The organism is Massilia sp. SYSU DXS3249, assembly GCF_053668055.1.
In genome coordinates this window covers 1-23,049 of the sequence record NZ_JBSIPX010000016.1, presented here as the reverse complement: position 1 = coordinate 23,049, position 23,049 = coordinate 1, and the positions used below count along the sequence as shown (strand labels likewise).

Annotated in this window: 23 protein-coding genes; 17 read left to right on the top strand and 6 right to left on the bottom strand. The window is 64.6% G+C overall.

The genetic code is table 11. The features are described from left to right. Positions 1–50: 50 nt before the first annotated feature. Entirely contained in the window at positions 51–1,829 is a 1,779-nt protein-coding gene (locus tag ACWCIA_RS17595; RefSeq protein WP_454165310.1) for a cation:proton antiporter domain-containing protein, read from the bottom strand. Positions 1,830–1,985: 156 nt separating this feature from the next. Between ACWCIA_RS17595 and ACWCIA_RS17590 the strand changes: the two genes are divergently transcribed. Further along, positions 1,986–2,387 (top strand): LIC_13387 family protein, encoded by a 402-nt coding sequence (locus ACWCIA_RS17590; RefSeq protein ID WP_454165308.1) that lies wholly within the window; start codon positions 1,986–1,988, stop codon positions 2,385–2,387. A gap of 28 nt (positions 2,388–2,415) precedes the next feature. Here ACWCIA_RS17590 and ACWCIA_RS17585 read toward each other — a convergent pair whose 3' ends face one another. After that, complete coding sequence (locus ACWCIA_RS17585; protein WP_454165306.1) at positions 2,416–4,734, bottom strand: family 1 glycosylhydrolase; 2,319 nt, start codon at positions 4,732–4,734, stop codon at positions 2,416–2,418. A 497-nt stretch (positions 4,735–5,231) separates the two neighbouring features. On the opposite strand from ACWCIA_RS17585, the gene trpS reads away from it, so the two are divergent. Next, a complete protein-coding gene (gene trpS / locus ACWCIA_RS17580; protein WP_454165305.1) occupies positions 5,232–6,254 on the top strand; it encodes a tryptophan--tRNA ligase in 1,023 nt (340 codons plus the stop codon). A gap of 175 nt (positions 6,255–6,429) precedes the next feature. Beyond that, on the top strand, positions 6,430–7,479 hold the full coding sequence (locus ACWCIA_RS17575) for a serine endopeptidase (protein ID WP_454165303.1): 1,050 nt from the start codon (positions 6,430–6,432) through the stop codon (positions 7,477–7,479). A gap of 84 nt (positions 7,480–7,563) precedes the next feature. Here ACWCIA_RS17575 and ACWCIA_RS17570 read toward each other — a convergent pair whose 3' ends face one another. Further along, on the bottom strand, positions 7,564–8,028 hold the full coding sequence (locus tag ACWCIA_RS17570) for a DUF3597 domain-containing protein (protein WP_454165301.1): 465 nt from the start codon (positions 8,026–8,028) through the stop codon (positions 7,564–7,566). A 51-nt stretch (positions 8,029–8,079) separates the two neighbouring features. Then, the gene (locus ACWCIA_RS17565) at positions 8,080–8,679 is read right to left on the bottom strand and encodes a hypothetical protein (RefSeq protein ID WP_454165300.1); all 600 of its coding nucleotides are present in this window, start codon (positions 8,677–8,679) and stop codon (positions 8,080–8,082) included. 146 nt (positions 8,680–8,825) lie between these two features. Here ACWCIA_RS17565 and ACWCIA_RS17560 point away from each other — a divergent pair, with 146 nt between their 5' ends. The 9 genes from ACWCIA_RS17560 to ACWCIA_RS17520 all read left to right on the top strand — a co-directional run bounded on the left by ACWCIA_RS17560 (position 8,826) and on the right by ACWCIA_RS17520 (position 18,999). Beyond that, the gene (locus ACWCIA_RS17560; RefSeq protein ID WP_454165298.1) at positions 8,826–9,167 is read left to right on the top strand and encodes a DUF1294 domain-containing protein; all 342 of its coding nucleotides are present in this window, start codon (positions 8,826–8,828) and stop codon (positions 9,165–9,167) included. 1 nt (position 9,168) lies between these two features. After that, complete coding sequence (gene ugpQ / locus ACWCIA_RS17555; protein WP_454165297.1) at positions 9,169–9,939, top strand: glycerophosphodiester phosphodiesterase; 771 nt, start codon at positions 9,169–9,171, stop codon at positions 9,937–9,939. A 369-nt stretch (positions 9,940–10,308) separates the two neighbouring features. Next, a complete protein-coding gene (alaS, locus tag ACWCIA_RS17550) occupies positions 10,309–12,918 on the top strand; it encodes an alanine--tRNA ligase (RefSeq protein ID WP_454165295.1) in 2,610 nt (869 codons plus the stop codon). Between the two features lie 256 nt (positions 12,919–13,174). Beyond that, entirely contained in the window at positions 13,175–13,432 is a 258-nt protein-coding gene (locus tag ACWCIA_RS17545) for a sulfurtransferase TusA family protein (RefSeq protein ID WP_454165293.1), read from the top strand. 217 nt (positions 13,433–13,649) lie between these two features. Further along, a complete protein-coding gene (locus ACWCIA_RS17540; RefSeq protein ID WP_454165291.1) occupies positions 13,650–14,399 on the top strand; it encodes an electron transfer flavoprotein subunit beta/FixA family protein in 750 nt (249 codons plus the stop codon). A gap of 17 nt (positions 14,400–14,416) precedes the next feature. Beyond that, positions 14,417–15,349, top strand: a complete 933-nt coding sequence (locus tag ACWCIA_RS17535) for an electron transfer flavoprotein subunit alpha/FixB family protein (RefSeq protein WP_454165290.1) — start codon at positions 14,417–14,419, stop codon at positions 15,347–15,349. 190 nt (positions 15,350–15,539) lie between these two features. Then, positions 15,540–17,330: an acyl-CoA dehydrogenase gene (locus ACWCIA_RS17530; protein ID WP_454165288.1), complete on the top strand. Its 1,791-nt coding sequence runs from the start codon at positions 15,540–15,542 to the stop codon at positions 17,328–17,330. 299 nt (positions 17,331–17,629) lie between these two features. After that, the gene (locus tag ACWCIA_RS17525) at positions 17,630–18,127 is read left to right on the top strand and encodes a hypothetical protein (RefSeq protein WP_454165286.1); all 498 of its coding nucleotides are present in this window, start codon (positions 17,630–17,632) and stop codon (positions 18,125–18,127) included. Positions 18,128–18,300: 173 nt separating this feature from the next. Further along, on the top strand, positions 18,301–18,999 hold the full coding sequence (locus ACWCIA_RS17520) for a hypothetical protein (protein WP_454165284.1): 699 nt from the start codon (positions 18,301–18,303) through the stop codon (positions 18,997–18,999). A 151-nt stretch (positions 19,000–19,150) separates the two neighbouring features. Here ACWCIA_RS17520 and ACWCIA_RS17515 read toward each other — a convergent pair whose 3' ends face one another. Next, positions 19,151–19,561, bottom strand: coding sequence for an NINE protein (locus tag ACWCIA_RS17515; protein WP_454165282.1), 411 nt, complete (start codon positions 19,559–19,561; stop codon positions 19,151–19,153). 273 nt (positions 19,562–19,834) lie between these two features. Between ACWCIA_RS17515 and rpsP the strand changes: the two genes are divergently transcribed. The 5 genes from rpsP (at position 19,835) to ACWCIA_RS17490 (ending at position 22,695) form a co-directional block, all read left to right on the top strand. Further along, positions 19,835–20,083 carry a 30S ribosomal protein S16 gene (gene rpsP / locus ACWCIA_RS17510; RefSeq protein WP_454165280.1) on the top strand — a complete coding sequence of 83 codons (249 nt, stop codon included), beginning with the start codon at positions 19,835–19,837 and terminating at the stop codon, positions 20,081–20,083. Between the two features lie 14 nt (positions 20,084–20,097). Continuing rightward, positions 20,098–20,655 carry a ribosome maturation factor RimM gene (rimM, locus tag ACWCIA_RS17505; protein WP_454165278.1) on the top strand — a complete coding sequence of 186 codons (558 nt, stop codon included), beginning with the start codon at positions 20,098–20,100 and terminating at the stop codon, positions 20,653–20,655. Between the two features lie 35 nt (positions 20,656–20,690). Continuing rightward, positions 20,691–21,449 carry a tRNA (guanosine(37)-N1)-methyltransferase TrmD gene (gene trmD / locus ACWCIA_RS17500; protein WP_454165276.1) on the top strand — a complete coding sequence of 253 codons (759 nt, stop codon included), beginning with the start codon at positions 20,691–20,693 and terminating at the stop codon, positions 21,447–21,449. Between the two features lie 122 nt (positions 21,450–21,571). Next, the gene (gene rplS, locus ACWCIA_RS17495; protein ID WP_454165275.1) at positions 21,572–21,958 is read left to right on the top strand and encodes a 50S ribosomal protein L19; all 387 of its coding nucleotides are present in this window, start codon (positions 21,572–21,574) and stop codon (positions 21,956–21,958) included. Positions 21,959–22,023: 65 nt separating this feature from the next. Further along, the gene (locus ACWCIA_RS17490; protein WP_454165273.1) at positions 22,024–22,695 is read left to right on the top strand and encodes a CoA pyrophosphatase; all 672 of its coding nucleotides are present in this window, start codon (positions 22,024–22,026) and stop codon (positions 22,693–22,695) included. 78 nt (positions 22,696–22,773) lie between these two features. Here ACWCIA_RS17490 and ACWCIA_RS17485 read toward each other — a convergent pair. Then, the coding region (locus ACWCIA_RS17485) for a transposase (protein WP_454165271.1) at positions 22,774–23,049 on the bottom strand (276 nt) is incomplete at its 5' end.

The window sequence follows — 23,049 nt, the reverse complement described above, 5'->3', positions numbered from 1 at the left end:
CGAACGAGGGCGATTATAGCTGGCCGGGCCGGCCCGGCGATGGTCCGCCCTCACGCCCGGTGCGTGCCCGGTTCGCGCAGGCCCGCGTCTTCCAGCTGGGCCGCGAACAGGTCGCGCTCGCGGTCGACGATGTTGTCCACCGTGCGTTCGTCCAGGCCCATCGCCTCCAGCACGAATGCCGACAGCTGCAGGCTCGCTTCGAGCGTCTCCGGCACGACCACCGTGGCGCCGGCGCGGCGCAGGGAGCGCGCGTGCTTTTCGTCGCGCGAGCGCACGAACACCGGCACCTTGGGGAAGTCGCGCCGGATCGCGTGGACGCTCTGCAGGGCGGAAGCCGGATTGTCCATCGTCAGGACGATCGCCGGGGCGTCGTCGGCGTGCAGGAGGCGCAGCAGTTCCGGGCGCGATGCATTGCCGAAGAAGACGGGCATGCCCAGCGCGTGCAGTTTCGAAACCAGCGTGGCGTCGTTCTCGAAGGCGATGAAGGGGATGTTCTGCGCGCTGAGCAGCTTGGCCAGCTGCTGGCCGACGCGTCCGAAGCCGGCGATGATGATGCGCCCGCGGGCCTCGGCCAGTACGTCCGGGTCATGTTGCGCAGCCAGTTCGCGGGCGGCGCGCTCGCCGCTGTCGCCGATGGCGCGTCCCAGGCGTGCGAGCAGCGGCGTGATGAACATCGACAGGCCGACCACGAGCATGATGCGCGCACCCAGGGCGGGGTCGAGCAGGCGCGCGCTGATGGCGTAGCCCAGCACGACGAAGACGAATTCGCCGCCCTGGGACAGCAGCAGGCCGCCTTCGACGGCGCGGCCCCAGGGCATGCGCCCGAGCCGGAACAGCAGCGCGACCACGCAGGCCTTGACCAGCACCAGGGTGAGCACCGCGGACAGCAGCCACAGCGGCGCTTCGACGAGCTGGCGGGTGTCCATGTTCATCCCGACCGACATAAAGAACAGGCCCATGAGCAGGCCCTTGAAGGGCTCGACCATCAGCTCGACCTCGTGCCGGAACTCGGTCTCGGCCAGCAGCAGGCCGGCGATCAGCGCACCGAGCGCCATCGACAGGCCGGCGGCTGCGGAGAGGCCGGCGATGCCGAAGGTGCTGAGCAGGATCAGCGCCATGAAGACGTCGGGCTGGCGGTGCCGCGCAAAGGCTTTGAAGAGCGGCGGGATGACGCGCCGGCCGACCAGGTAGATGAGGGCGATTGCGCCGCCGGCCTTGGCCATCGTCACGAACGCCAGCGTGACGGCGCCTTCGTCGTCGCCCGCGCCGCGCGAGAGGACGCCGATCAGCACCAGGATCGGCACCACGGCCAGGTCCTGCAGCATCAGCACGGCGAATACAGACTGGCCGAGGCGGGTGCCGGTGCTGTTCTGTTCGCTCATCAGCTGCATGACGATGGCGGTCGACGAGAGCGACAGCACCACGCCGAGGATGGCCGCCGTGGCGACAGGCTGGCCAGCGAGCCAGGCCGCGCCGCCGATCAGCAGGGCGCTCACCAGCACCTGGGCCGTCCCGGCGCCGAACACCCAGGCGCGCATCGCCCACAGGCGCGCGGCCGAGAGCTCCAGGCCGATCATGAACATCAGGAACAGCACGCCTACTTCCGCCAGCATCGACACGCCCTGGCCGCTGGGGAAGGTGAGCCAGCCCACTTCGGGAAACTGCGCAGCGAGCAGGCCCAGGCCGAAGGGGCCGAGCAGGGTGCCGGCCACCAGGAAACCGATGACCTGGTTGATGCGCAGGCGCTGCAGGGTGGGGATGAGGACACCGGCGAGGATCAGGAACAGGATGATTTCCCGCAGAAACGGGAAGGCGTGTTGCTCTTGCACGAGGGAATGCCTTTGCGGTTGTTGGCTGCGTTGGCATTTTATAACGGCTGTGCGTTATGCTTGCATTGCCATCTAGCACCGCGCAGGCGCAGGTGGCCCGTCCGTTCATGAATTGCGACCCGTTCAAAGAGGTTTCACTTGCCGATACTACCTGCCATGCTCATTGCCACGAGCGCCGGGATCATCCTGCTGCTGGGGTTGGCGCACCTGTTGTTCACCTTTTATGGCGCGCGCTTCATGCCCCGTGATCGCGTCCTGCAGGCACGCATGCGCGAGGTCGCGCCCGTCATCAGCCGCGAAACGACCATCTGGAAGGCCTGGATCGGCTTCAACGCCAGCCATAGTTTCGGCGCCATCCTGTTTGGCGCCGTCTACGGCTACCTCGCGTTGATGCACCAGGCATTCCTGTCGAACTCCGCCTTCCTGTTGTCGCTCGGCTTGTTGCTGCTGTGCGGATACGTGGTCCTGGCCAAGCGTTACTGGTTCAGCACACCGTTGCGGGGCATTCTGCTGGCCTTGACCCTGTACGTGCTGGCGCTCCTCGGAGTGTGGGGCTGAGCGAAGCGGGCGCTGTAATCGGCAACGGTCAAAAATTCCCCGCCACCGCCTCCGGCGCGGTTTCCTCCTGCTGACGATGCCCGCTGGCAACCTGCTGGCGCGATTCGGCGGTCTTGACCAGTTCCTCGTACTCCGGGTCGTCCGTGCCGCGCAGCTCGATGAAGCGGTCGAGGGCGTTTTCCAGGCGCGGCAGCAGGACGGCGCGTTCGCTGTGCAGCACACTGTAGGCGGGGCGTGCAGCGGCCATGCCCATCTCGCTGGCCGCCTGGCCGACGAGGGTGCCCGCGTCGATGCCGGCCTTCTCCGCCGCCAGGCGCGCCAGTTCGTACCAGGTGACTTCGCCGCCATTGTTCAGGTGCCAGATGCCGGATTCGCGGTCGATCGCGAGGTCCAGGCAGGTGTGCACGAGGTCGGGCACGTAGGTCGGCGAGACGGTCATGTCGTTGGCGGCCACGAAACGTTCGCCGCGCTCCAAAGCGTCGAGCGCCAGCTTGACGAAGTTGTGCTTGTCCCAGGGCCCGAAGAAGGCGCTGGTGCGCACGACCAGGGCGCCCGGGTGCTTGTCGAGCACTGCGGTTTCCGACTCGGCCTTGCTGCGGCCGTACACGTTGAGCGGCGTGACCGGATCGCTCTCGACATACGGGCTGCCCTTGCTGCCGTCGAACACGAGGTCGCTCGAGAAGGTGGTCAGGTGCACGCCATGGCGGGCGCAGGCCTCGGCCAGGATCGCGGGGCCGGCAGTGTTGTCGCGCAGGCAGCGTTCGACGTCGCCCTCGGCGTCGTCCACGCGCACGTAGCCGCAGGTATTGATCACGGCCCAGGGCTTGTATTCGGCCAGGGCGCGTTCGACCGAGGCGGCATCGGCGATGTCCATGTCGCGGCGCGACAGCAGCTTGTAGTGGAGCTGGCGCTTCTGGCAGACGCGGGCAAAGGCGCGGCCGAGGGTGCCGGTGGCCCCCAGGATCAGGATCGGCGCGGCGCCCGTGCCGACCAGGCGGTGACCGTCGGCCGTGATCGAAGTGAGGGCGGCGGGCGTGGCCACCGGCGGCGAGCACAGGAAACGGCCCGGACGGCGCCACCAGCCCTGGCCGCGCAGCACCGGATGCGACAACGGCTGGCCGCCGGCCAGTTCGCGCATCATGGCGGCCAGCGCGGTCGGGCGCGGCATCGGTGAGCGCACGTCGAAGGGGCCCGGCTCGTAATAGCCGCGGTTCTGCGTCACCAGGCTGTTCCAGTCGAAGGAACCGAGCAGCGACCAGACAGTGACGGCGCGGATGTCGACGCCGTTGGCGCGCGTCGTCTGCGCCGCTTCCCAGATTTCGAGCAGCCAGCGCAGCTGGTCTTCGCGGTTGGCGTCGATGTGCGCTTCGGTAATCGCCAGCGGCAGGTGGTAGCGGTCCCAGATTTCCGTCAGCAGCGGTCCGATGCCGGCCGTCGGGGTCGCCAGCACGCGCGAGGCTTCGATGTCGGCGCACGGGATGCCGTCGGCCACGCCGCGGTGGTGCTGGGGGAAGCGCTCGGGGCGATGGTCGAGCCAGCGCTCGCTCGTCACGTAATAGTTCACGCCGATGATGTCCGGCGGGCAGGTGTTGTCGCGGAACCAGAGCAGGTCGGCGACGTCGACGCCGGTGCCGACCAGGTACTTCCACAGCTTGTGCTCGGGGCCGACCATGCCGCACAGCAGGTCCCAGGCCAGCCAGCGGCGCTCGTTGTAGAACTCGGCGACATGCGCCATCTCGGGGGTGCTGTAGGTCTTGCCGAGGTCGTCGGTCTGGACCAGTTTCGCATCCGGATTGACTTTGCGGATTTCGCGCATCGACAGCACGACGGCGCGGCACTGGATCAGCAGGGCCTGGATGAAGCTCTTGTCGTCGCGCGCGTGGGGGTACCAAACGCCGTACAGGCCGGCGAAGCGCGCCGTGGTGCAGGGTTCGTTGACGGGGGTGTAGTACTCGAGCCAGGGGTAGCGCGCGGCCACCGCGCCGGCGTATTCGGCAAGCCGCTCGGGGAAGGCCGGGTCGAGCAGGCTGGTGTCGCGCGGGCCGCTGCCGTGGTGGATCAGGCCGGCGATGGGCGTGACGCCTGCCTCGCGCAGGGCAGGGAGGCGCTCGTCGGGCCAGCTCCAGTCGGCCTTGTCGATGCCGTCCGGGGCGGTACGTTCCCACAGGATCGGGTAGCGGATGGCGCGGATGCCGGTCGAGGCAAAGCGACCGATGTCGCAGTTGCGCAGCGCGTGGCCGTTGCGGTCGAGCTGGCTGAAGTAGTCGTCCTGCACCCGGTTGACGGTGCATTCGAGGCCGCCCCACAGTTCGAGCGTGTGAGAAAACTCGCCATGGCTGCGTTGCATCGTCTCGTCGTACCCTTGTACTGTCTTCGACGACGCGCCTTGCCCTGACGATTTTTTCACACGCTCTTCGAGTGGGCGGGGTTGGCTGTTCGGGCTCGTATTATTCATCATTTCACCACTTATTAAAATTCTTGCAACAAAAAACGTTTTAGACGGTCGCCGAAAAGATTAAGTTCGGATCAAGGACCGTGTTGGGTATCGCTCGGGCAACGTGGTTGCCGTCCCGATGGCGGGTGCCATCGTCGGCATGGCTGGATCCGCTCCCCCCGTCGCGATCCCGCTTGTGCTACCGGTTGACAGCGCGCCGTCAACCTGCAACCATGCCATCCATGAACTATTTCAATGCACAATTCTCGTCTTGCACCTGGTGGCGCCGCTGACAGCGCGCGGCCTTAACGAGAAGATGTGACTCAATGAACGCCGCCTCGATTCAGGTGGCGTTTTGTTTTTGCGCGGCGGGATCGGGGCAACACCACAAGGAAACCCGAGGAAACCCGATGACCCAAACCACGATCAACAGCCCCGCACCCGTCATCCTGACCGGCGACCGCCCGACCGGCCCACTGCACCTGGGCCACTTCGTGGGCAGCCTGCGCAACCGCGTGACCTACCAGGACCAGTACCGCCAGTTCATCATGCTCGCCGACGCACAGGCGCTTACCGACAACATGGATGACACCGAAAAGGTACACCGGAATGTTGTCGAAGTGGCGCTCGATTACCTCGCGGTCGGCATCGACCCGACGCGCTCGACGGTCTTCATCCAGTCCCAGGTGCCGGAGCTGGCGGAGTTGACATTCTATTATTTAAATCTGGTCACCGTCGCCCGTTTGGAACGCAACCCGACCGTCAAGACCGAGATCGCGCTGCGCAACTTCGAGCGCGACATCCCGGCCGGCTTCCTGACCTACCCGGTGAGCCAGGCTTCCGACATCAGCGCCTTCAAGGCGACCCTGGTGCCGGTGGGCGAAGACCAGATCCCGATGATCGAGCAGTGCAACGAAATCGTGCGCCGCTTCAACCGTCTCGCCAAGCGCGACATCCTGGTCGAGTGCAAGGCCCTGGTGCCGGAAATCGGCCGCCTGCCGGGCATCGACGGCAAGGCGAAAATGAGCAAGTCGCTCGGCAACACGATCAACCTGGGGGACAGCCCCGACCAGATCCGCGCCGCCGTCAAGCAGGTCTATACCGACCCGCTGCACCTGAAGGTCTCGGACCCGGGCCACGTCGAAGGCAACGTCGCCTTCCTCTACCTGGACGCCTTCGATACCGACAAGGCGGCTTTGGCCGAAATGAAGGCGCATTACACCCGCGGCGGCCTGGGCGACAGCGTCGTCAAGAAGCGCCTCGACCTGGTGCTGCAGGAAATGCTCGAGCCGATCCGCACCCGCCGCGAAGAGTTCGCGAAGGACAAGGGGCAGGTCATCCAGATGCTCAAGGAAGGCACGATGAAGGCGCGCGAAGTGGCGGCCGGTACCGTCGACGAAGTGCGCCGCGCGCTGGGCTTGTCGTACTTCTGATGTTCTCCCGGCCCTTGCCCCTGCGGCAAGGGCCCTACGTCGCCTCACCTCGCGCTACCCCCGGTATCGCCCGACGCTCCTTCCCATCCTCCTCTCGCACCCCGCTTTGCGCCATGCCAAGCTGCGGCCCGTGGCATTCCCCGATGATCACGGCGTATCGTAACTGGAGGAAATCATGAGCAAAGGATTGCGGCTGACCGAGAAATGGTTGCATCGCGCGCTGTGGCTGGTGGCGCTGGCGTTCGCCGGCTTCCTGATCGGATTAGGCGGCAAGCTGGTCGAGAACCTGGCGGACGTGGAAGAACCGCCAACCCTCGAACAGTTCATTGACCCGGCGCAACTGGCCGCCGTGCGGGCCGAGGAACAGCAGGCGGAGAGGGCGCAGACGCTCGCTCGCGAACGTCAGGAGCAGGCTGTCGAGAAGCATGAAGTAGCGAAGTCGAACACCAAAGCTGCGCATGACACCTTCAACAGCTGGCTTGCCACGCGCAGCGTCACCGGGCGAACCGACCAGGATGCCGAATTGGTCACGCGCACAAAGGCGCTTGAGGCAATGGAAACCCAGGAGAGGCAGGCTCTCGGCGCCGTGGAAGCGCAGCGCCAGGCATTGCTGGATGCGAACCAGCAGGCGGAACGTGCCGCGCGACGCCGCGGCGACCTCGAACTGCCGGCACAGCGCAAGCAAATCGACGCCATCGACGCCTTGATCCTGCGCGTGTTTGCCTACCGCCTGGCGCTGACCCTGCCGCTGCTGGTGGCGGCCGGCTGGCTGTTCAAGCACAAGCGCAAGAGCCCGTACTGGCCCTTCGCCTGGGGATTCATTTTCTTTGCCCTGTTCGTGTTTTTCTTCGAACTCGTGCCCTACCTGCCCAGCTATGGCGGTTATGTCCGTTACATCGTCGGCATTGTCGTCACGGTCGTGGCCGGACGCTATGCGATCGCCGCACTGCAGCGCTACCTGGCGCGCCAGAAGGAAACCGAAGCGCTGCCGGACGTCCAGCGCCGCCAGACGCTGCGCTACGACATGGCGCTGACGCGCCTGGGCAGGGGCGTGTGCCCGGGATGCGAGCGCCACGTAGACCTGAAGGATACTGCGATCGATTTCTGCCCGCACTGCGGCATCGGCCTCTTCAACCGCTGCGGCGGCTGCGCCACGCGCAAGAACGCCTTCGGGCGCTTCTGTTTCGCCTGCGGGACGGCGGCGAATACCAGCCTGGCGGACTGAGTGGAGCGGACGCGACGAAGCAGCCGGGCGGTTTCGCCCGGCTGCTTCATTCAGCTACTTCGTTGAATCGCTTATCGAAGCAGATTAGTCTTGCAGGTCCGCTGGGACCTTGCCGCCGTTTTGCGCCAGCTTCTTCATGACCTGCTTGTGCAGCCAGATGTTCATCGAGGCCGAATCGCTGGTATCGCCGGAGTAGTTCAGCTCGGCAGCCAGCTCCTTGCGTGCGGCCAGGCTGCTGTCGATGTCGAGCAGCTTGAGCAGGTCGACGATCGAGGTACGCCAGTTCAGGTTCTGCCCCGAAGCTTGCAGCTTCTGGTTCAGGATGGCTTCGACATCGACCTCGTCCATAGCCGCCGGGGCAGGGGCCGCCGCGGGCGCGGCGGCAGGCGCGGCAGGTGCTGGCGCCGTTGGACGCGGTGCGGCTTGCGCCTGGGCCTGTGCCTGGGCTTGTGCCTGAGCCTGGGCTTGAGCTTGTGCCTGTGCCTGCGCTTTCTTGGCCGAGTCCGAGTTCGGGAAGATTTTGTTGAAGATATTGCTCAGCATGCCCATAAGATGCTCCTTTGTTGTTGGTTGAAGGTGACTGCAAAAGGTGACTGTGAATCAGCGGCGCATGCCCTGCGCCAGGTGGGCGAGGGCGATCGCGAGTGCCGCGCCGCCCAGCCCTTTGACGACGTTCGGATGCTCGGCGTAGAAGTCGCCCATGCGCTCGACCACGCCCGGATTTTCCTGTTCCGCCTTTTCGGCGATCTGTTGCACTTGCTCGGGTGTCAGCTGCGACGCTTGTTCAGGCGTGATCTGCGGGGGCGTGCTGCCGCCGTTGCCTCCGCCCATCAGGTTGCCGAGCAAGCCGCCGAGGCCGCCCATGCCGCCCATATTTCCCATGCCGCCCATGCCGCCCATGCCGCCGCCGCCCATGCCGCGGCCGGCCAGCGCGCCCATCAGCGCCGGACCGGCGGCCGCGATCAGCTGGTTCAGCATGCTCGCCTGCTGGTTCGGATTACTCTGTCCGAACATCTGACCGACCATCTGGGGGAAGGGTGGCGTCTGGTCCGAGCGGAAAGCCTGGGTGACGCCTTGCGCCAGCTGCTCGCGCGGAACCTGCTGGGACACGCGGTCGAAATCTTCCGCCGCACGGGTATTGTCGGCACCGGAGGCGCCGCCCATGTATTGCTGCAACAAATTTCCCAAATCAAAAGCCATGACGTTCTCCTGCTTGAATGACAAGGTGAAGGTCGAGGGTAGGGTGTTCGATTGCGTGCTTCGGTACGGTATCCAACGGATCGGAAATAAAACAGCCTCACCCATGCCGACTAGCAATTGCTTGCTCGCCGCGCTAAGCTGGCAAGATGATTTACCTGCCGATTTTCCTCTTTGCCCTGGTGTATGCCGCCGCCAGTGTCGTGTGGCAACTGCCGCTGCTGGTCGCCGGTGCCTACCTGGTCATCAGCCTGACCTGCTTCGTGGTGTACGCGATCGACAAGTCGGCCGCCCGCAAGGGTGGCTGGCGCACGCCGGAGCGCACCTTGCTGCTGCTCGGCCTGGCCTGCGGCTGGCCCGGCGCGCTGCTGGCCCAGCAATGGCTGCGCCACAAGACGGCCAAGCGCCCGTTCCAGCAACTGTTCTGGTGCACGGTCGTGCTCAACGTCGGCGGTTTTCTCTACCTGGCTTCCAGGCTGGCAGTCCGCTGACATGACTGCCCACTTCGGCTCCTGGCGCTATCCGCGCGTGCTGGCTCACCGGGGCGGCGGCACGCTGGCGCCTGAAAACACGCTGGCCGGCCTGCGCGAAGGCATGCGGCGCGGCTTTGCCGCCATCGAATACGACATCATGCTGGCCCGCGACGGCGTCCCGGTAGTCATGCACGATCCCTACCTCGGGCGCACCGTGGCCGGCTCCGGCAACGTGTTCGACTACGACGCCGCCGAACTGGCCCTCATGGATGCCGGAGGCTGGTTCGGACGCGGGCACGAGGGCGAGCCAGTGCCGCTCTTCGTCGAGTTCGCGGGCTTCTGCAAGGCGCACGGCATCTGGATGAACATGGAACTCAAGCCGGCGCCCGGCTACGACCTCGAGACCGGCGGCACCGTCGCGCGCATCGCGGCCGCCATGTACGCCGACGAGATCGCAGCAGGGGACCTGGCCGCTGTGCCCTTGCTGTCCTCGTTCAGCCACCTTGCGCTGGAGGCGGCGCGCGAGGTGGCGCCCCAGGTGCCGCGCGCCTGCCTGATGAGCGAACTGCCGCCCGACTGGGAGCGCCGCGCCCACTCGGTCGAGGCGGTCGCCATTCACACTAACCACAAGCACCTGACGCGCGAGCAGGCTGCCGCCGTGCGCGCGGCGGGCTTCGGGCTGTTTTGCTATACGGTGAACGACCCAAGGCGGGCGAGGGAGTTGCTGTCCTGGGGTGTGGAGGCGTTTTGTACGGATCGGATTGACCTGATCGGGCCGTATTTCGCGTGATGATGGCGCCGGCTTGTGCCGGAGGGCGTAGGGTGGTCGGCTCCACTCGGCAGCCTGAATAGATGCTGCTTTGACGCCTGCTTCGCGTGATGGAGGCATCTAGCCCCCATCACCCCACGCGTTCAACCAGCCTTCGAAACTTCGCGAGGTTTCTGGGGATGGTTGAACGCGTGGGCGGCGCACGAGCCGCGTCTGTTCGCGTTGCCGGGTGTAGCCGCACACCCTACGGGTCCATGCCCCTTTTATCGCCAGGTTGAGCCGTGAAGCAGCCAACTGCAACGCGTGTAAATAAGTTACAGACGGCTGATATAATCGTTGCCCAATCTACGAACTGCGCTACCGTACTGCGCTCTTTCCGCACCCGCCAACATGAAATCCTCCGAAATTCGCGAAAAGTTCCTCAAGTTTTTTGAGTCCAAGGGCCATACGATCGTACGGTCCAGCCCCCTCGTGCCGGGCAACGATCCGACCATGTTGTTGACCAACAGCGGAATGGTGCAGTTCAAGGACGTTTTCCTCGGCCTGGACACGCGCCCGTACAAGCGCGCGACCTCGGTGCAGCGCTGCGTGCGCGCCGGCGGCAAGCACAACGACCTGGAAAACGTCGGCTACACCGCACGCCACCACACCTTCTTCGAAATGCTGGGTAACTTCAGCTTCGGCGACTACTTCAAGCGCGACGCCATCCAGTACTGCTGGGAGCTGCTGACCAAGGTCTACATGCTGCCGGCCGAGAAGCTGACCGTCACCGTCTACTTCGAGGACGACGAGGCCTACGACATCTGGGCCAACGAAATCGGCGTGCCGAAAGAGCGCATCATCCGCATCGGCGACAACAAGGGCGCGCGCTACGCGTCGGACAACTTCTGGCAGATGGCCGACACAGGCCCTTGCGGCCCGTGCACCGAGGTGTTCTACGACCACGGCGCCGACATCTGGGGCGGTCCTCCAGGCTCGCCCGACGAAGACGGCGACCGCTTCATCGAGATCTGGAACCTCGTGTTCATGCAGTTCAACCGCGACGAGTCGGGCACCCTGACCCCGCTGCCGAAGCCGTCGATCGACACCGGCATGGGCATGGAGCGCCTGGCCGCCGTGCTGCAGCACGTGCACAGCAACTACGAGATCGACCTGTTCCAGGCGCTGATCAAGGCCGCCGCGCGCGAGACCGGCGCCACGGACATCGAGAACAACTCGTTGAAGGTGATCGCGGACCACATCCGCGCCGCTTCCTTCATGATCGTCGACGGCATCATCCCGAGCAGCGAAGGCCACGGCTACGTCCTGCGCCGCATCATCCGCCGCGCGCTGCGCCACGGCCACAAGCTGGGCCAGACCCGTCCGTTCTTCTACAAGCTGGTCGAAGACCTGAACACCGAGATGGGCACGGCCTATCCGGAGCTGATGGACGCGAAAGAGCGCGTCGCGCAGGTGCTCAAGGCCGAGGAAGAGCGTTTTGGCGAGACGCTGGAAAACGGCATGAAGATCCTGGAAGCCCAGCTGGCCAAGGATGCGAAAAACCTGGACGGCGCCACCGCCTTCACGCTGTACGACACCTACGGCTTCCCGCTCGACCTGACGGCCGACATCTGCCGTGAGCGTGGCGTGACGCTGGACGAAGCCGGCTTCACCGCCGCCATGGAACAGCAGAAGAAGACCGCACGCGCCGCCGGCAAGTTCAAGATGGCCGCCAAGGTCGAATACGCAGGCGAGAAGACCAAGTTCGTCGGCTACGAGTCGCTGGTGCACAACACCCATGTGCTGGCGCTGTACTCGGAGGGCGTCTCGGTGCAGGAACTGAAAGCCGGCCAGGAAGGCATCGTCGTGCTCGACACGACCCCGTTCTACGCCGAGTCGGGCGGCCAGGTCGGCGACCACGGTTTGATCGCGTCGCAAGGCGGGCAGTTCGAAGTCGAAGATACCCTGAAAATCCAGGCCGAGGTGTTCGGCCACCACGGCGTGCTGCGCTCCGGTTCGCTGAAGGTGGGCGACACGGTCGATGCGCAGGTCGACCAGGCCAAGCGCGCGCGCACCATCCGCAACCACTCGGCGACCCACCTGATGCACAAGGCGCTGAAGGAAGTCCTTGGCAGCCACGTTCAGCAAAAGGGCTCGCTGGTCGATCCTGATAAAACCCGTTTCGACTTCAGCCACAACGCGCCGATGACGCTCGAGCAGATCGCGCAAGTCGAGATGATCGTCAACCGCGAGATCCTGGAAAACCATCCGACCCAGGCCCAGCACATGTCCTTCGACGACGCGGTGAAACATGGTGCGATGGCGCTGTTCGGCGAGAAGTACGGCGACGAAGTGCGCGTGCTCGATATCGGCTCTTCGAAAGAGCTGTGCGGCGGCGTCCACGTGACCCGCACCGGCGACATCGGCCTGTTCAAGATCGTGTCGGAAGGCGGCGTCGCCGCCGGCATCCGCCGCGTCGAAGCGGTGACGGGCGAGGGCGCGCTGGCATGGGTGCAGGCGACCAACGCCAAGCTGCTGGCCGCCGCCTCGGCCCTGAAGACCGGCCCGGACGAACTGCCGTCGCGCATCGCCCAGGTGCAGGACCAGGTGAAGGTGCTGGAGAAGGAAGTCGCGGCGCTGAAGTCGAAGCTGGCTGCGGGGCAGGGCGACGAGCTGCTGAACCAGGCCGTCGACGTGAACGGCATCAAGGTGCTGGCCGCGACGATGGAAGGCGCCGACGTGGCGACCCTGCGCGAGGCGATGGACAAGCTCAAGGACAAGCTGCAGACCGCGGCCATCGTGCTGGCCAGCGTCGCTGATGGCAAGGTCAGCCTGATCGCGGGCGTGACCAAGGATGCGACCGGTAAAGTCAAAGCCGGCGAGCTGGTCAATTTTGTTGCCCAGCAGGTGGGCGGCAAGGGTGGCGGGCGTCCGGACATGGCGCAGGCTGGTGGTACCGATCCGTCGGGCCTGCCTGCGGCGCTGGCTGGCGTTGCCGCCTGGGTGGGCGAGCGCGCGTAACGCGATTTGGTAGGGTGGACGGCTATGCCGTCCACGCGTTCAGCGCACGGTCGATGCGGCCACTCTGATGTTCACCCGCGAGTTGAACGCGTGGACGGGAGACCCGTCCACCCTACGGACACAGCTCGGGCATCCTCACAACCAGCCTGATCCGGTTGCGACGATGCAACAATTCGTGACTATTTTTGTGCGGCGCGTCATAATCCGCAAATTGGAGTAGACTCCAACTCAGTATCACCACCTAAGCAGGCATGCGATGAGCGACACCATTCTCGACACCGATACGATTCAATTCCAGAAGGACCTGGACGCGCGCGGCCTGAACTGCCCGCTGCCTATCCTGAAAGCCAAGAAGGCGCTGGCCGAAATGGCCACCGGCGAGGTGCTGCGCATCACGGCGACCGACACCGGTTCCGTGCGCGACTTCCAGGCGTTCGCCAAGCAGACCGGCAACGCCCTGTTGTCCCACTCGCAGAACAACGGCGAGTTCGTCTTCCTGATGCGCCGCAAGTAATTCCCTTTCCCGGCGGGGCACCATTCGCCCCGCCAGTTTCCCCCCTCTGAAGTTCGACACGGCCACGATTTGGAAGATTTCTTCTAACCGAAAATCGCACGATCGTGCTTTAATTCAGCCTTGAAGCTGTTTATCTCTTATAATCTAGGCCATTTTGGAACCACTGAGACAGGTTCCTCACCAAAGTCTACCTCTTCAATTTTTCAAAGGCACACCTATGAAAGTCCTGGTACCCGTCAAACGCGTGGTCGACTATAACGTCAAGGTCCGCGTCAAGTCCGACGGCAGCGGCGTGGATATCGCCAACGTCAAGATGTCGATGAACCCGTTCGACGAAATCGCGCTCGAAGAAGCGACCCGTTTGAAGGAAGCCGGCAAGGTCACCGAAGTGGTGGCGGTGTCCATCGGCGTTCCGCAGTGCCAGGAAACCCTGCGCACCGGCATGGCGATCGGCGCGGACCGCGGCATCCTGGTGGAAACCGCAGGCGAGACCGAGCCGCTGGCCGTGGCCAAGATCATGAAGGCGCTGGCCGACAAGGAGCAGCCGCAGCTGATCATCCTGGGCAAGCAGGCGATCGACGACGATTCGAACCAGACCGGCCAGATGCTGGCGGCCCTGCTGGGCTGGCCGCAGGCGACGTTTGCGTCGAAAGTGGTGCTGGAAGACGGCAAAGTCACCGTGACCCGCGAAGTCGACGGCGGCCTGGAAACCGTGGCCTTGAGCCTGCCGGCCATCGTCACCACCGACCTGCGCCTGAACGAGCCGCGCTACGTCACGCTGCCGAACATCATGAAGGCCAAGAAGAAGCCGCTGGAAACGATCAAGCCGGAAGACCTGGGCGTCGACGTGAGCCCGCGCCTGAAGACCCTGAAGGTCGTCGAGCCGGCCAAGCGTTCGGCCGGCGTCAAGGTGCCGGACGTCGCCACGCTGGTGCAGAAGCTGCGCACCGAAGCCAAAGTCATCTAAAAAATATAGGACACATCATGGTCGCACTCGTAATTGCTGAACACGACAATGGCTCCCTGAAGGGCGCAACCCACCACACCGTGACCGCGGCCGCCCAGTGCGGTGGCGACGTGCACGTGCTGGTTGCCGGCTCGAACTGCGGCGCCGCCGCCGAAGCCGCCGCGCAGATCGCCGGCGTCTCGAAAGTGCTGGTCGCCGACGCACCGTACTTCGCCGACGGCCTGGCCGAAAACGTGGCCGAGCAGATCCTGGCCGTCGCCGGTTCGTACTCGCACATCCTGGCCCCGGCTACCGCCTACGGCAAGAACATCCTGCCGCGCGTCGCCGCCAAGCTGGACGTGGCCCAGATCTCGGAAATCACCAAGGTCGATTCGCCGGACACCTTCGAGCGCCCGATCTACGCCGGTAACGCCATCGCCACCGTGCAGTCGACCGACGCGGTGAAAGTCATCACCGTGCGCGGCACCGGCTTCGACGCCGCCCCTGCCACCGGTGGCTCGGCTGCGGTCGAGCAGATCGCCGCCGCAGCGGACTTCGGCAAGTCGGCTTTCGTCGGCCGCGAACTGGCCAAGTCGGACCGTCCGGAACTGACCGCCGCCAAGATCATCGTCTCCGGCGGCCGCGGCATGGGCTCGGGCGACAACTTCAAGCTGCTCGAACCGCTGGCCGACAAGCTGGGCGCCGCCATGGGTGCCTCGCGCGCCGCCGTCGACGCCGGCTACGTGCCGAACGACTGGCAGGTCGGCCAGACCGGCAAGATCGTCGCCCCGTCGCTGTACATTGCAGTGGGCATCTCGGGCGCGATCCAGCACCTGGCCGGCATGAAGGACTCGAAGACCATCGTCGCCATCAACAAGGATCCGGAAGCGCCGATTTTCTCGGTGGCTGACTACGGCCTGGTGGGTGACTTGTTCGAAGTGATCCCGGCGCTGGTCAAGGAACTCGGCTGATTAACGTAGGGTGGGCTCTCGAGCCCACGCGGTTTACGTGCGCATCAGGATTCGCACTGCTACCGTGTCGCAATCGGTGAACCGCGTGGGCACAAGTGCCCACCCTACGAAGAACAAAAACTCAGGCCACGCTGGTCCGGCATTCGCCAGGCTTCGTGGCCTGTTTTACATTCCATTCTGAGGAGATATCGTGAGCTACCAAGCCCCGATCAAAGACATGCTGTTCGTCCTGAACGAACTGGCGAACCTGCAGCAGGTGAGCCAGCTGCCAGGCTGCGAAGATGCGACCGTCGACACCGTCGAAGCGGTGCTGGAGGAGAACGCGAAGTTCTGCGGCGAAGTCGTCGCCCCGCTGAACCACCCGAGCGACAAGGAGCCGAGCTTCTGGCACGACGGCCAGGTCACGACCTCCGCCGGCTTCAAGGTCGCCTTCCAGGCCTTTGGGGAATCCGGGTGGCAGGGCGTGCAGCATCCGGGCGAATTCGGCGGCCAGGGCCTGCCGAAACTCGTCGCCACGCCGTGCACCGAAATGCTGAACGCGGCCTCGATCTCGTTCGCGCTGGTCGCGCTGCTGACCGACGGCGCCATCGAAGCGCTGCTGACGGCCGGCTCGGAAGAGCAGAAGGCGCTGTACCTCGAACCGCTCATCACCGGCAAGTGGACCGGCACCATGAACCTGACCGAGCCCCAGGCCGGTTCGGACCTGGCCGCCGTGCGCACCCGCGCCGTGCCGCAGGGCGACGGTACGTATAAAATTTTCGGCACCAAGATCTACATCACCTACGGTGAGCACGACATGGCCGAGAACATCATCCACCTGGTGCTGGCCCGCACGCCGGACGCGCCGCCGGGCGTGAAGGGGATCTCGCTGTTCATCGTGCCGAAGTTCCTGATCAACGAAGACGGCACGCCGGGCGCGCGCAACGATGCGCACTGCGTCTCGATCGAGCACAAGCTGGGCATCAAGGCCAGCCCGACCGCCGTGCTGCAGTTCGGCGACAACGGCGGCGCCATCGGCACGCTGGTCGGCGAGGAAAACCGCGGCCTGGAATACATGTTCATCATGATGAACGCGGCCCGCTTCGGCGTCGGCATGCAGGGCATCGGCCTGGCCGAACGCGCCTACCAGCAGGCGGTCGCGTTCGCGAAAGAGCGCATCCAGTCGCGCGACCTGGCAGGTTCCGCCGGCCCGGTCGCCATCATCAACCACCCGGACGTGCGCCGCATGCTGATGTCGATGCGCGCCCAGACGGAAGCGGCGCGTGCGCTGGCCTATGTCGGCGCCGGCATCTCGGACGTGGCGCATTACCACGCCGACGAAGCGACCCGCAAGGCCAACCTGTCGGTGTACGAGTACCTGGTCCCGGTCATCAAGGGCTGGTCGACCGAGATGAGCGAAAACGTCACGCGCGACGGCGTGCAGGTGCATGGCGGCATGGGCTTCATCGAGGAGACCGGCGCGGCCCAGCACTACCGCGACGCCAAGATCCTGACCATCTACGAAGGCACGACCGCGATCCAGGCGAACGACCTGGTCGGCCGCAAGACGGTGCGCGACGGCGGCGCCGTGGCGAAATCGATCATCGCCCAGGTACGTGAGACGGAGGCCGCGCTGGCCGAAGTGCAGGGCGCAGACTTTGTAGCCATCCGCAAGCAGCTGGCGCTCGGCTCCGCGGCGCTCGAAGAAGTCGTCGACTTCGTCGTCGCCAACGTCAAGTCGGACATCAAGGGCGTGTTCGCCGGCTCCGTGCTCTACCTGAAGCTGGCCGGCATCGTGCTGGGCGGCTGGCAGATGGCGCGCGCGGCCCTGGTCGCGCAGCGCAAGCTCGATGCGGGCGAAGGCGACGCCGCCTTCCTGCGTGCGAAGATCGCTACGGCGCGCTTCTTCGCCGACCACATCCTGTCGGGTGCGGGCGGCCTGCGCACGGCCATCGTCGAGGGCAGCGCCGGCGTGCTGGCGCTGGACGTCGAGCAGTTCTGAAGCATGGTATGGAAGTGAAGGCGGGACGCCAGTCCCGTCCTTCACGGAGTCGAAAAGCGGCCTGCGGGCCGCTTTTTTTATTACCGTTCCGTCAGCTAGCGTGTTCTCTGCCGTTAATTCGATTCATGCAAACAATATTTCGATAACGAAGTTTTACTCCGATAAACGTTTGCAGGAAATAATTGGGACGCAAATTTAGTTTGGCTCAAAGCGAGCTCATGTTGAGTGAACTAACTTGTACTCAAGCCGCGCATGAGCCGGCGGCCCACTGTCCCTGCGGCTCGACGAGGAGATACACCATGGCTAGCAAGAAGGCATACGACGACAAGAACGACCACGATCACGATCATCGCCCGGATAAAGGCGAGGACTGCCGCGACCGTCCCGATCATGACGACGGCAAGGACCGCGACAAGTGCGAGTACCGCGAGCACTACAAGTACCGCGAGTACTGGAAGGTGCGCGACTGCGATGACAAGGGCGACAAGTACGACAAGTACGATAAGTACGACAAGGACGACCGCGACCACAAGAAGGATCGCGAGGTCCACTCGCACCACATCCACGAGCTGGAAAAATCGATCAAGACGCTGGCGGACGCGCTCGCCACGCTGGGTCGCGGCGCACACCTGCTCGAACTGCAGCGCATCATCCACCAGCCGGGCTGGACCTCCCCGGCCGAGTTCGCCTTCGTGAATGCGATCCTCGATCACCTCAGCGTCGAGGTGCGCACCATCGAGCGTCTGCAGGCCGACCTCGTCGAGGCCAGCCGCAAGGTGAAGAAGGATCATCATTGAACGGCCCGGCGTGTTGCACGCAGCGGCCTGCGGGCCGCTTTTTTTATGCCGCGTCGCCGGGCCTGCCTTGATCCATCATGCGGCGCTCGATCGGCTGAGTTTGATCCCGAATAAACGGAACGCTACGGCCGCGTTCGTAAGCTGGCTCCATTCACTATTCATCAGGAGCCGATATGCCATTACCGCTTGCGCGCACCGTCCGTCATCCAACCCCTTATTCCCTCGCGATGTCCCTGCTGTTGCTGGCCGCATGCGGTGGCGGCGGCGATTCCGGCCCGGACGTGGTCGCCGCCGATCCGCCGCAACCGACCCAGCCCGTGCCGCAGCCGCAGCCAGGCCCGCCGCCCGCACCGACACCCGCGCCGCCGGAGGTAGTGCTGGCCGACACCTATACCGAGCTCGTCGAGGGCACCATCAACAGCCAGCCCGGCTGGCCGGCCTGGGTCGCGCCTGCGGGCCGGGTTCCGGTGGCCGGCGTCGGCTGCCTGGTCAACGAGGACTACCACATCCATTCGTTGGTCTCGATCTACAAGGACGGGGTGCGCCAGGGGCTGCCCGACAATGTCGGGCGCAGCGGCTGCGCGTACGAGCTGCACACGCACGACGTGATGGGCGTCATCCACATCGAGACCGACGTGCCGAAGAAGTTCACGCTCGGACAATTCTTCGCGCTGTGGAACCAGCCGCTGGGTGCAAACGGCACGGCCGGGCTGGCGGGGCCGGTGCGCTTCTACCTGATCGAGAACGATAAGCTCACGCCCGTCGTGGGCGACCCGGCGCAGCTCGAGCTCAAGGCACACCGGGAAATCGTCATCATCAGCGGGACGGCGCCCGCGGTGCTGCCGAAGTATCGCTGGCCGCCGGGCATTTGACGGGGGAAGGGAAGCGGCGCTGCAGGTGGGCGGCTACGTCGTCTGCCTCAGGTGTGGCGCGGATATCGAGCCACAGGCGCCGTTCGGATGTTGAGCCGCAGGCCCGGATATTCAGCGGCAAGCGCTGCCCAAATATTCAGCGCCAGGCTTGTCAGCCGTAAGCGCCGCCCGTATACATCAGGTCGAACAGGCGCGAGATCGTGGCGATCAGGACCGTGGTGCCGACCAGCAGGGTCAGCACGAGCAGTACGGCCAGCGGCCAGGTCGAGCGCGACTGCCTGCCCGAGCCCGGATTGAAGCGCGCGTCCCATTTGTCGTCCGGGCTCAGGCCGATGACCAGGGCGCCGATGAAAGCAACGATGCTCGAGACCAGGAGCGGCAGCAAGGCATAGAAGGGATGGATGCCGTCCACCTGGCTGTACAGGAGTGCCGAGACCGGCAGGCTGCCGGCGTGGAGCAGGCCGAGGCGGTCGACGGCGCCGTACAGGTAGAAGCGGTGCGCCCCCAGCATGCCGAGGACGAGTGCCAGGCCCGTAGCGAGCGTCTTGTTCTTATGTGCCATGCGAAAAATAAATGTTACACGGAAACAATGAGTATCGTTCAAAAACGTAGCAAAAGCATCATCTATTATGTAAATTTCATGTATCAACATGTTGCAAGGGGCGGGCGAGGGGGAAGGGCAGGTAGCGGTCGCACAAAAAATCGGCCATAATGCTCAATTCGGCCGGGACCGCGCGCTCTGTTTCCGACTTTTGTCATTATCGCTTGCTGCTCTGCGGCATTGCGCGCTATAATCGTCGGCTTTCTCCGCCCAGCACAACTTTTTGGAAATATTATGGTCGTTATTCGTTTAGCTCGTGGAGGCGCCAAGAAGCGCCCATTCTTCAACATCGTTGCAACCGACTCGCGTAACCGTCGCGATGGTCGTTTCATCGAGCGTATCGGCTTCTACAACCCGATGGCATCGGGCGCTGAAATCGGCCTGAAGATCACCGCAGACCGTCTGGCCTACTGGCAAGGCGTTGGCGCACAACTGTCGCCAACCGTTGCTCGCCTGGTCGCCCAGCAGACCCCGGCAGCCTAAGCAAGGTTCCAGGTTTGACCGATTCAGTTGCCGCAGTGGGGGCGCAAGCCCCTGACGACCTGACCCAGGTCGGGTATGTTTCCGGCGCCTACGGGATTGCCGGCGCCATCCGTGTCACGCCGTTCTCGACGGATGCGGATGCGCTGCTGAACGTGAAAACCTGGTGGCTCGACAAGCCGAGCCTGCGCTCCGTCACCGTACGGACCGCGAAGATGCATGGTGGCGACGTGGTCGCCACCCTGGTCGGGATGCCCGGCCGCGATGCTGCCGAAGCGCTCAAGGGCGCCGGCGTGCATGTGTCGCGCGCCCAGTTTCCCTCGCTTGAGGAAGACGAGTATTACTGGTCCGACCTGATCGGCATGGATGCCGTGAACCTCGAGGGCGTAGCCCTCGGCAAGGTGATCGACATGATGAGCAACGGTCCGCAGTCGATTCTGCGCATCGAGCCCGTCGCCAATCCGGACAGCAGCGACAAGGCGCCCGAGCGCCTCGTTCCGTTTGTGGACCAGTTCGTGAAGCACGTCGACCTGCAGGATAAAAAGATTACCCTGGACTGGGGCCTGGATTATTAATACCCAGGGCCTGGTCCTCATGAAGCGAGGTCCCGATGCAGTTTGACGTCGTGAGCTTGTTTCCCGAGATGTTTGCCGCGTTGACGCAGTCGGGTGTGACCCGCCGCGCCTTCGAGCAGGAACGCTGGGGCCTGACGCTGTGGAATCCGCGCGATTTCACGACGGATCGCCACCGCACCGTGGATGACCGCCCCTATGGCGGCGGCCCGGGCATGGTGATGCTGGCCCGTCCCCTCGAGGCGACGATCAATGCGGCCAAGGCGCGCCAGGTCGAACTCGGCCTGCCGCCGCCGCGCGTGGTATTCATGTCGCCGCAAGGCAAACCGCTGACGCACGAGCGCGTCATGGCGCTGAAGGACGAGCCTGGCCTCGTCGTCCTGTGCGGCCGCTATGAAGCGGTCGACCAGCGCCTGCTGGACCGCGTCGTCGACGAGGAAATTTCCCTCGGCGACTTCGTCCTCTCCGGCGGCGAACTGCCGGCGATGGCGCTGATGGATGCCGTGGTGCGGCAATTGCCCGGGGTGCTGGGCGACGACGCCTCGGCGGTCGAAGACAGTTTCGTCAACGGCCTGCTCGATTCGCCGCATTACACGCGTCCTGAAGTGTATGAAGGAGTCGCGGTGCCGCCGGTCCTGATGGGCGGCAACCACGCCGAGATTACCAAGTGGCGTCGCCAGCGCATGCTGGAGGCGACCGCGAAGAAACGGCCCGAACTGTTAGGCAAGGCCCGCGAAGCGGGCCAGCTAACGGCGGCCGACGAAAAGTTCCTGGCAACGCTCCCTTCGCGGGAGTAGCCGGAAAATGCACCAACCGGTGCGAGACGCAGGAGCATGTTGCCCCTGTGTTCAACCCCATCCTCTACTGGGCACGCATTCGTAGTCAACAGCGCCAGCAAGATGGTTTTTGGAGTCATAAAATGAATCTGATTCAGCAACTCGAGCAGGAAGAAATCGCGCGCCTCGGCCGTGCCATTCCTGATTTCGCACCTGGCGACACCGTCATCGTCAGCGTCAACGTCGTCGAAGGCAACCGCAAGCGCGCCCAGGCATACGAAGGCGTCGTCATTTCGCGTCGTAACCGCGGCCTGAACTCGAACTTCATCGTTCGCAAGATCTCGTCGGGTGAAGGTGTCGAGCGTACGTTCCAGCTGTACTCGCCGCTGATCGCTTCGATCGAAGTGAAGCGTCGTGGTGACGTGCGTCGCGCCAAGCTGTACTACCTGCGCGAGCGTTCGGGCAAGTCGGCACGTATCAAAGAGAAACTGCCGCAGCGCAAAGTTGCAAGCACCCCAGCCGCTCAGTAATCGCGTCTGTGGAGAAAAAGGCATCCCTCGGGATGCCTTTTTTGTTTTTTGGTAAAGGATGTACTTTGGTCAAGGTTCATTTCGATCCCTCACGCCTGGCCGTCGAGGACATTGCCGGCGAAGCGGCCCTTGCGCCCGAGCTGCTCGATCCAGCGCGCCTGCGCGCGCGCTTCGCGGAGGCGCCCCGGGTGTGGCAACCCGAAGCAGTCGAGGAATCGCTCGTGCAGGGCGGGCTGAAACTGCGCCGCGCCGCCGTGCTGGTACCCCTCGTCGAGCGTCCGGAAGGCCTGACGGTGCTGTTGACCCAGCGCACCGACCACCTGTCGAGCCACGCCGGCCAGATCAGCTTTCCGGGCGGGCGCGCAGAAGAGCTCGACTCCTCCCCGATCGAGACCGCCCTGCGCGAGTCCGAGGAAGAGATCGGGCTGCACCGGCGCCACGTGGCTATCCTGGGCGTGCTGCCCGACTACGTCACCGGCAGCGCCTACCGCGTCGCCCCGGTCGTGGCCCTGGTCAAGCCGCCGTTCGAGCTGAGGGCCGACCCGAACGAGGTCGCCGAGATCTTCGAGGTGCCGCTGGCCTTTCTGATGAACGGCATGCACCACCAGCGCCGTTCCTTCGAACTGCCCGAAGGGGCAGGGCGCCGCACCTTTTATACGATGCCCTACGAGCGCTTCTTCATCTGGGGCGCGACCGCCGGCATGCTGCGCAACCTGTTCCATTTCTTGCGCGCCTAAGCCTACGTACAAACGCGTGGAGTCAGGACTCCACCTTACATCCGCGCAATGCGTAGATACCGTCTTCCTCGTCAAGCCTTACATGGCGAAAGTCGGGTCATAAGGTTTGCCCGTATGGATCACGCCGAAGCACAGGTGCGCCAGTTTGCGCATGCAGGCGCCGATCACGGCCATCATGGGTTTTCCCTTGGCGAGCAGGCGCTCGCCAAGGGCCTTGATGTGTGGGCTGCACTGTCGTGCCGTTACCGCTGGCATGTAGAGCAGTTTGCGCAAGTGCGCAGGCCCTGCCTTTGACATGCGCGGGCGTCCATGCACCGACGATCCCGATTCCCACTGGACCGGCACCAGCCCCAG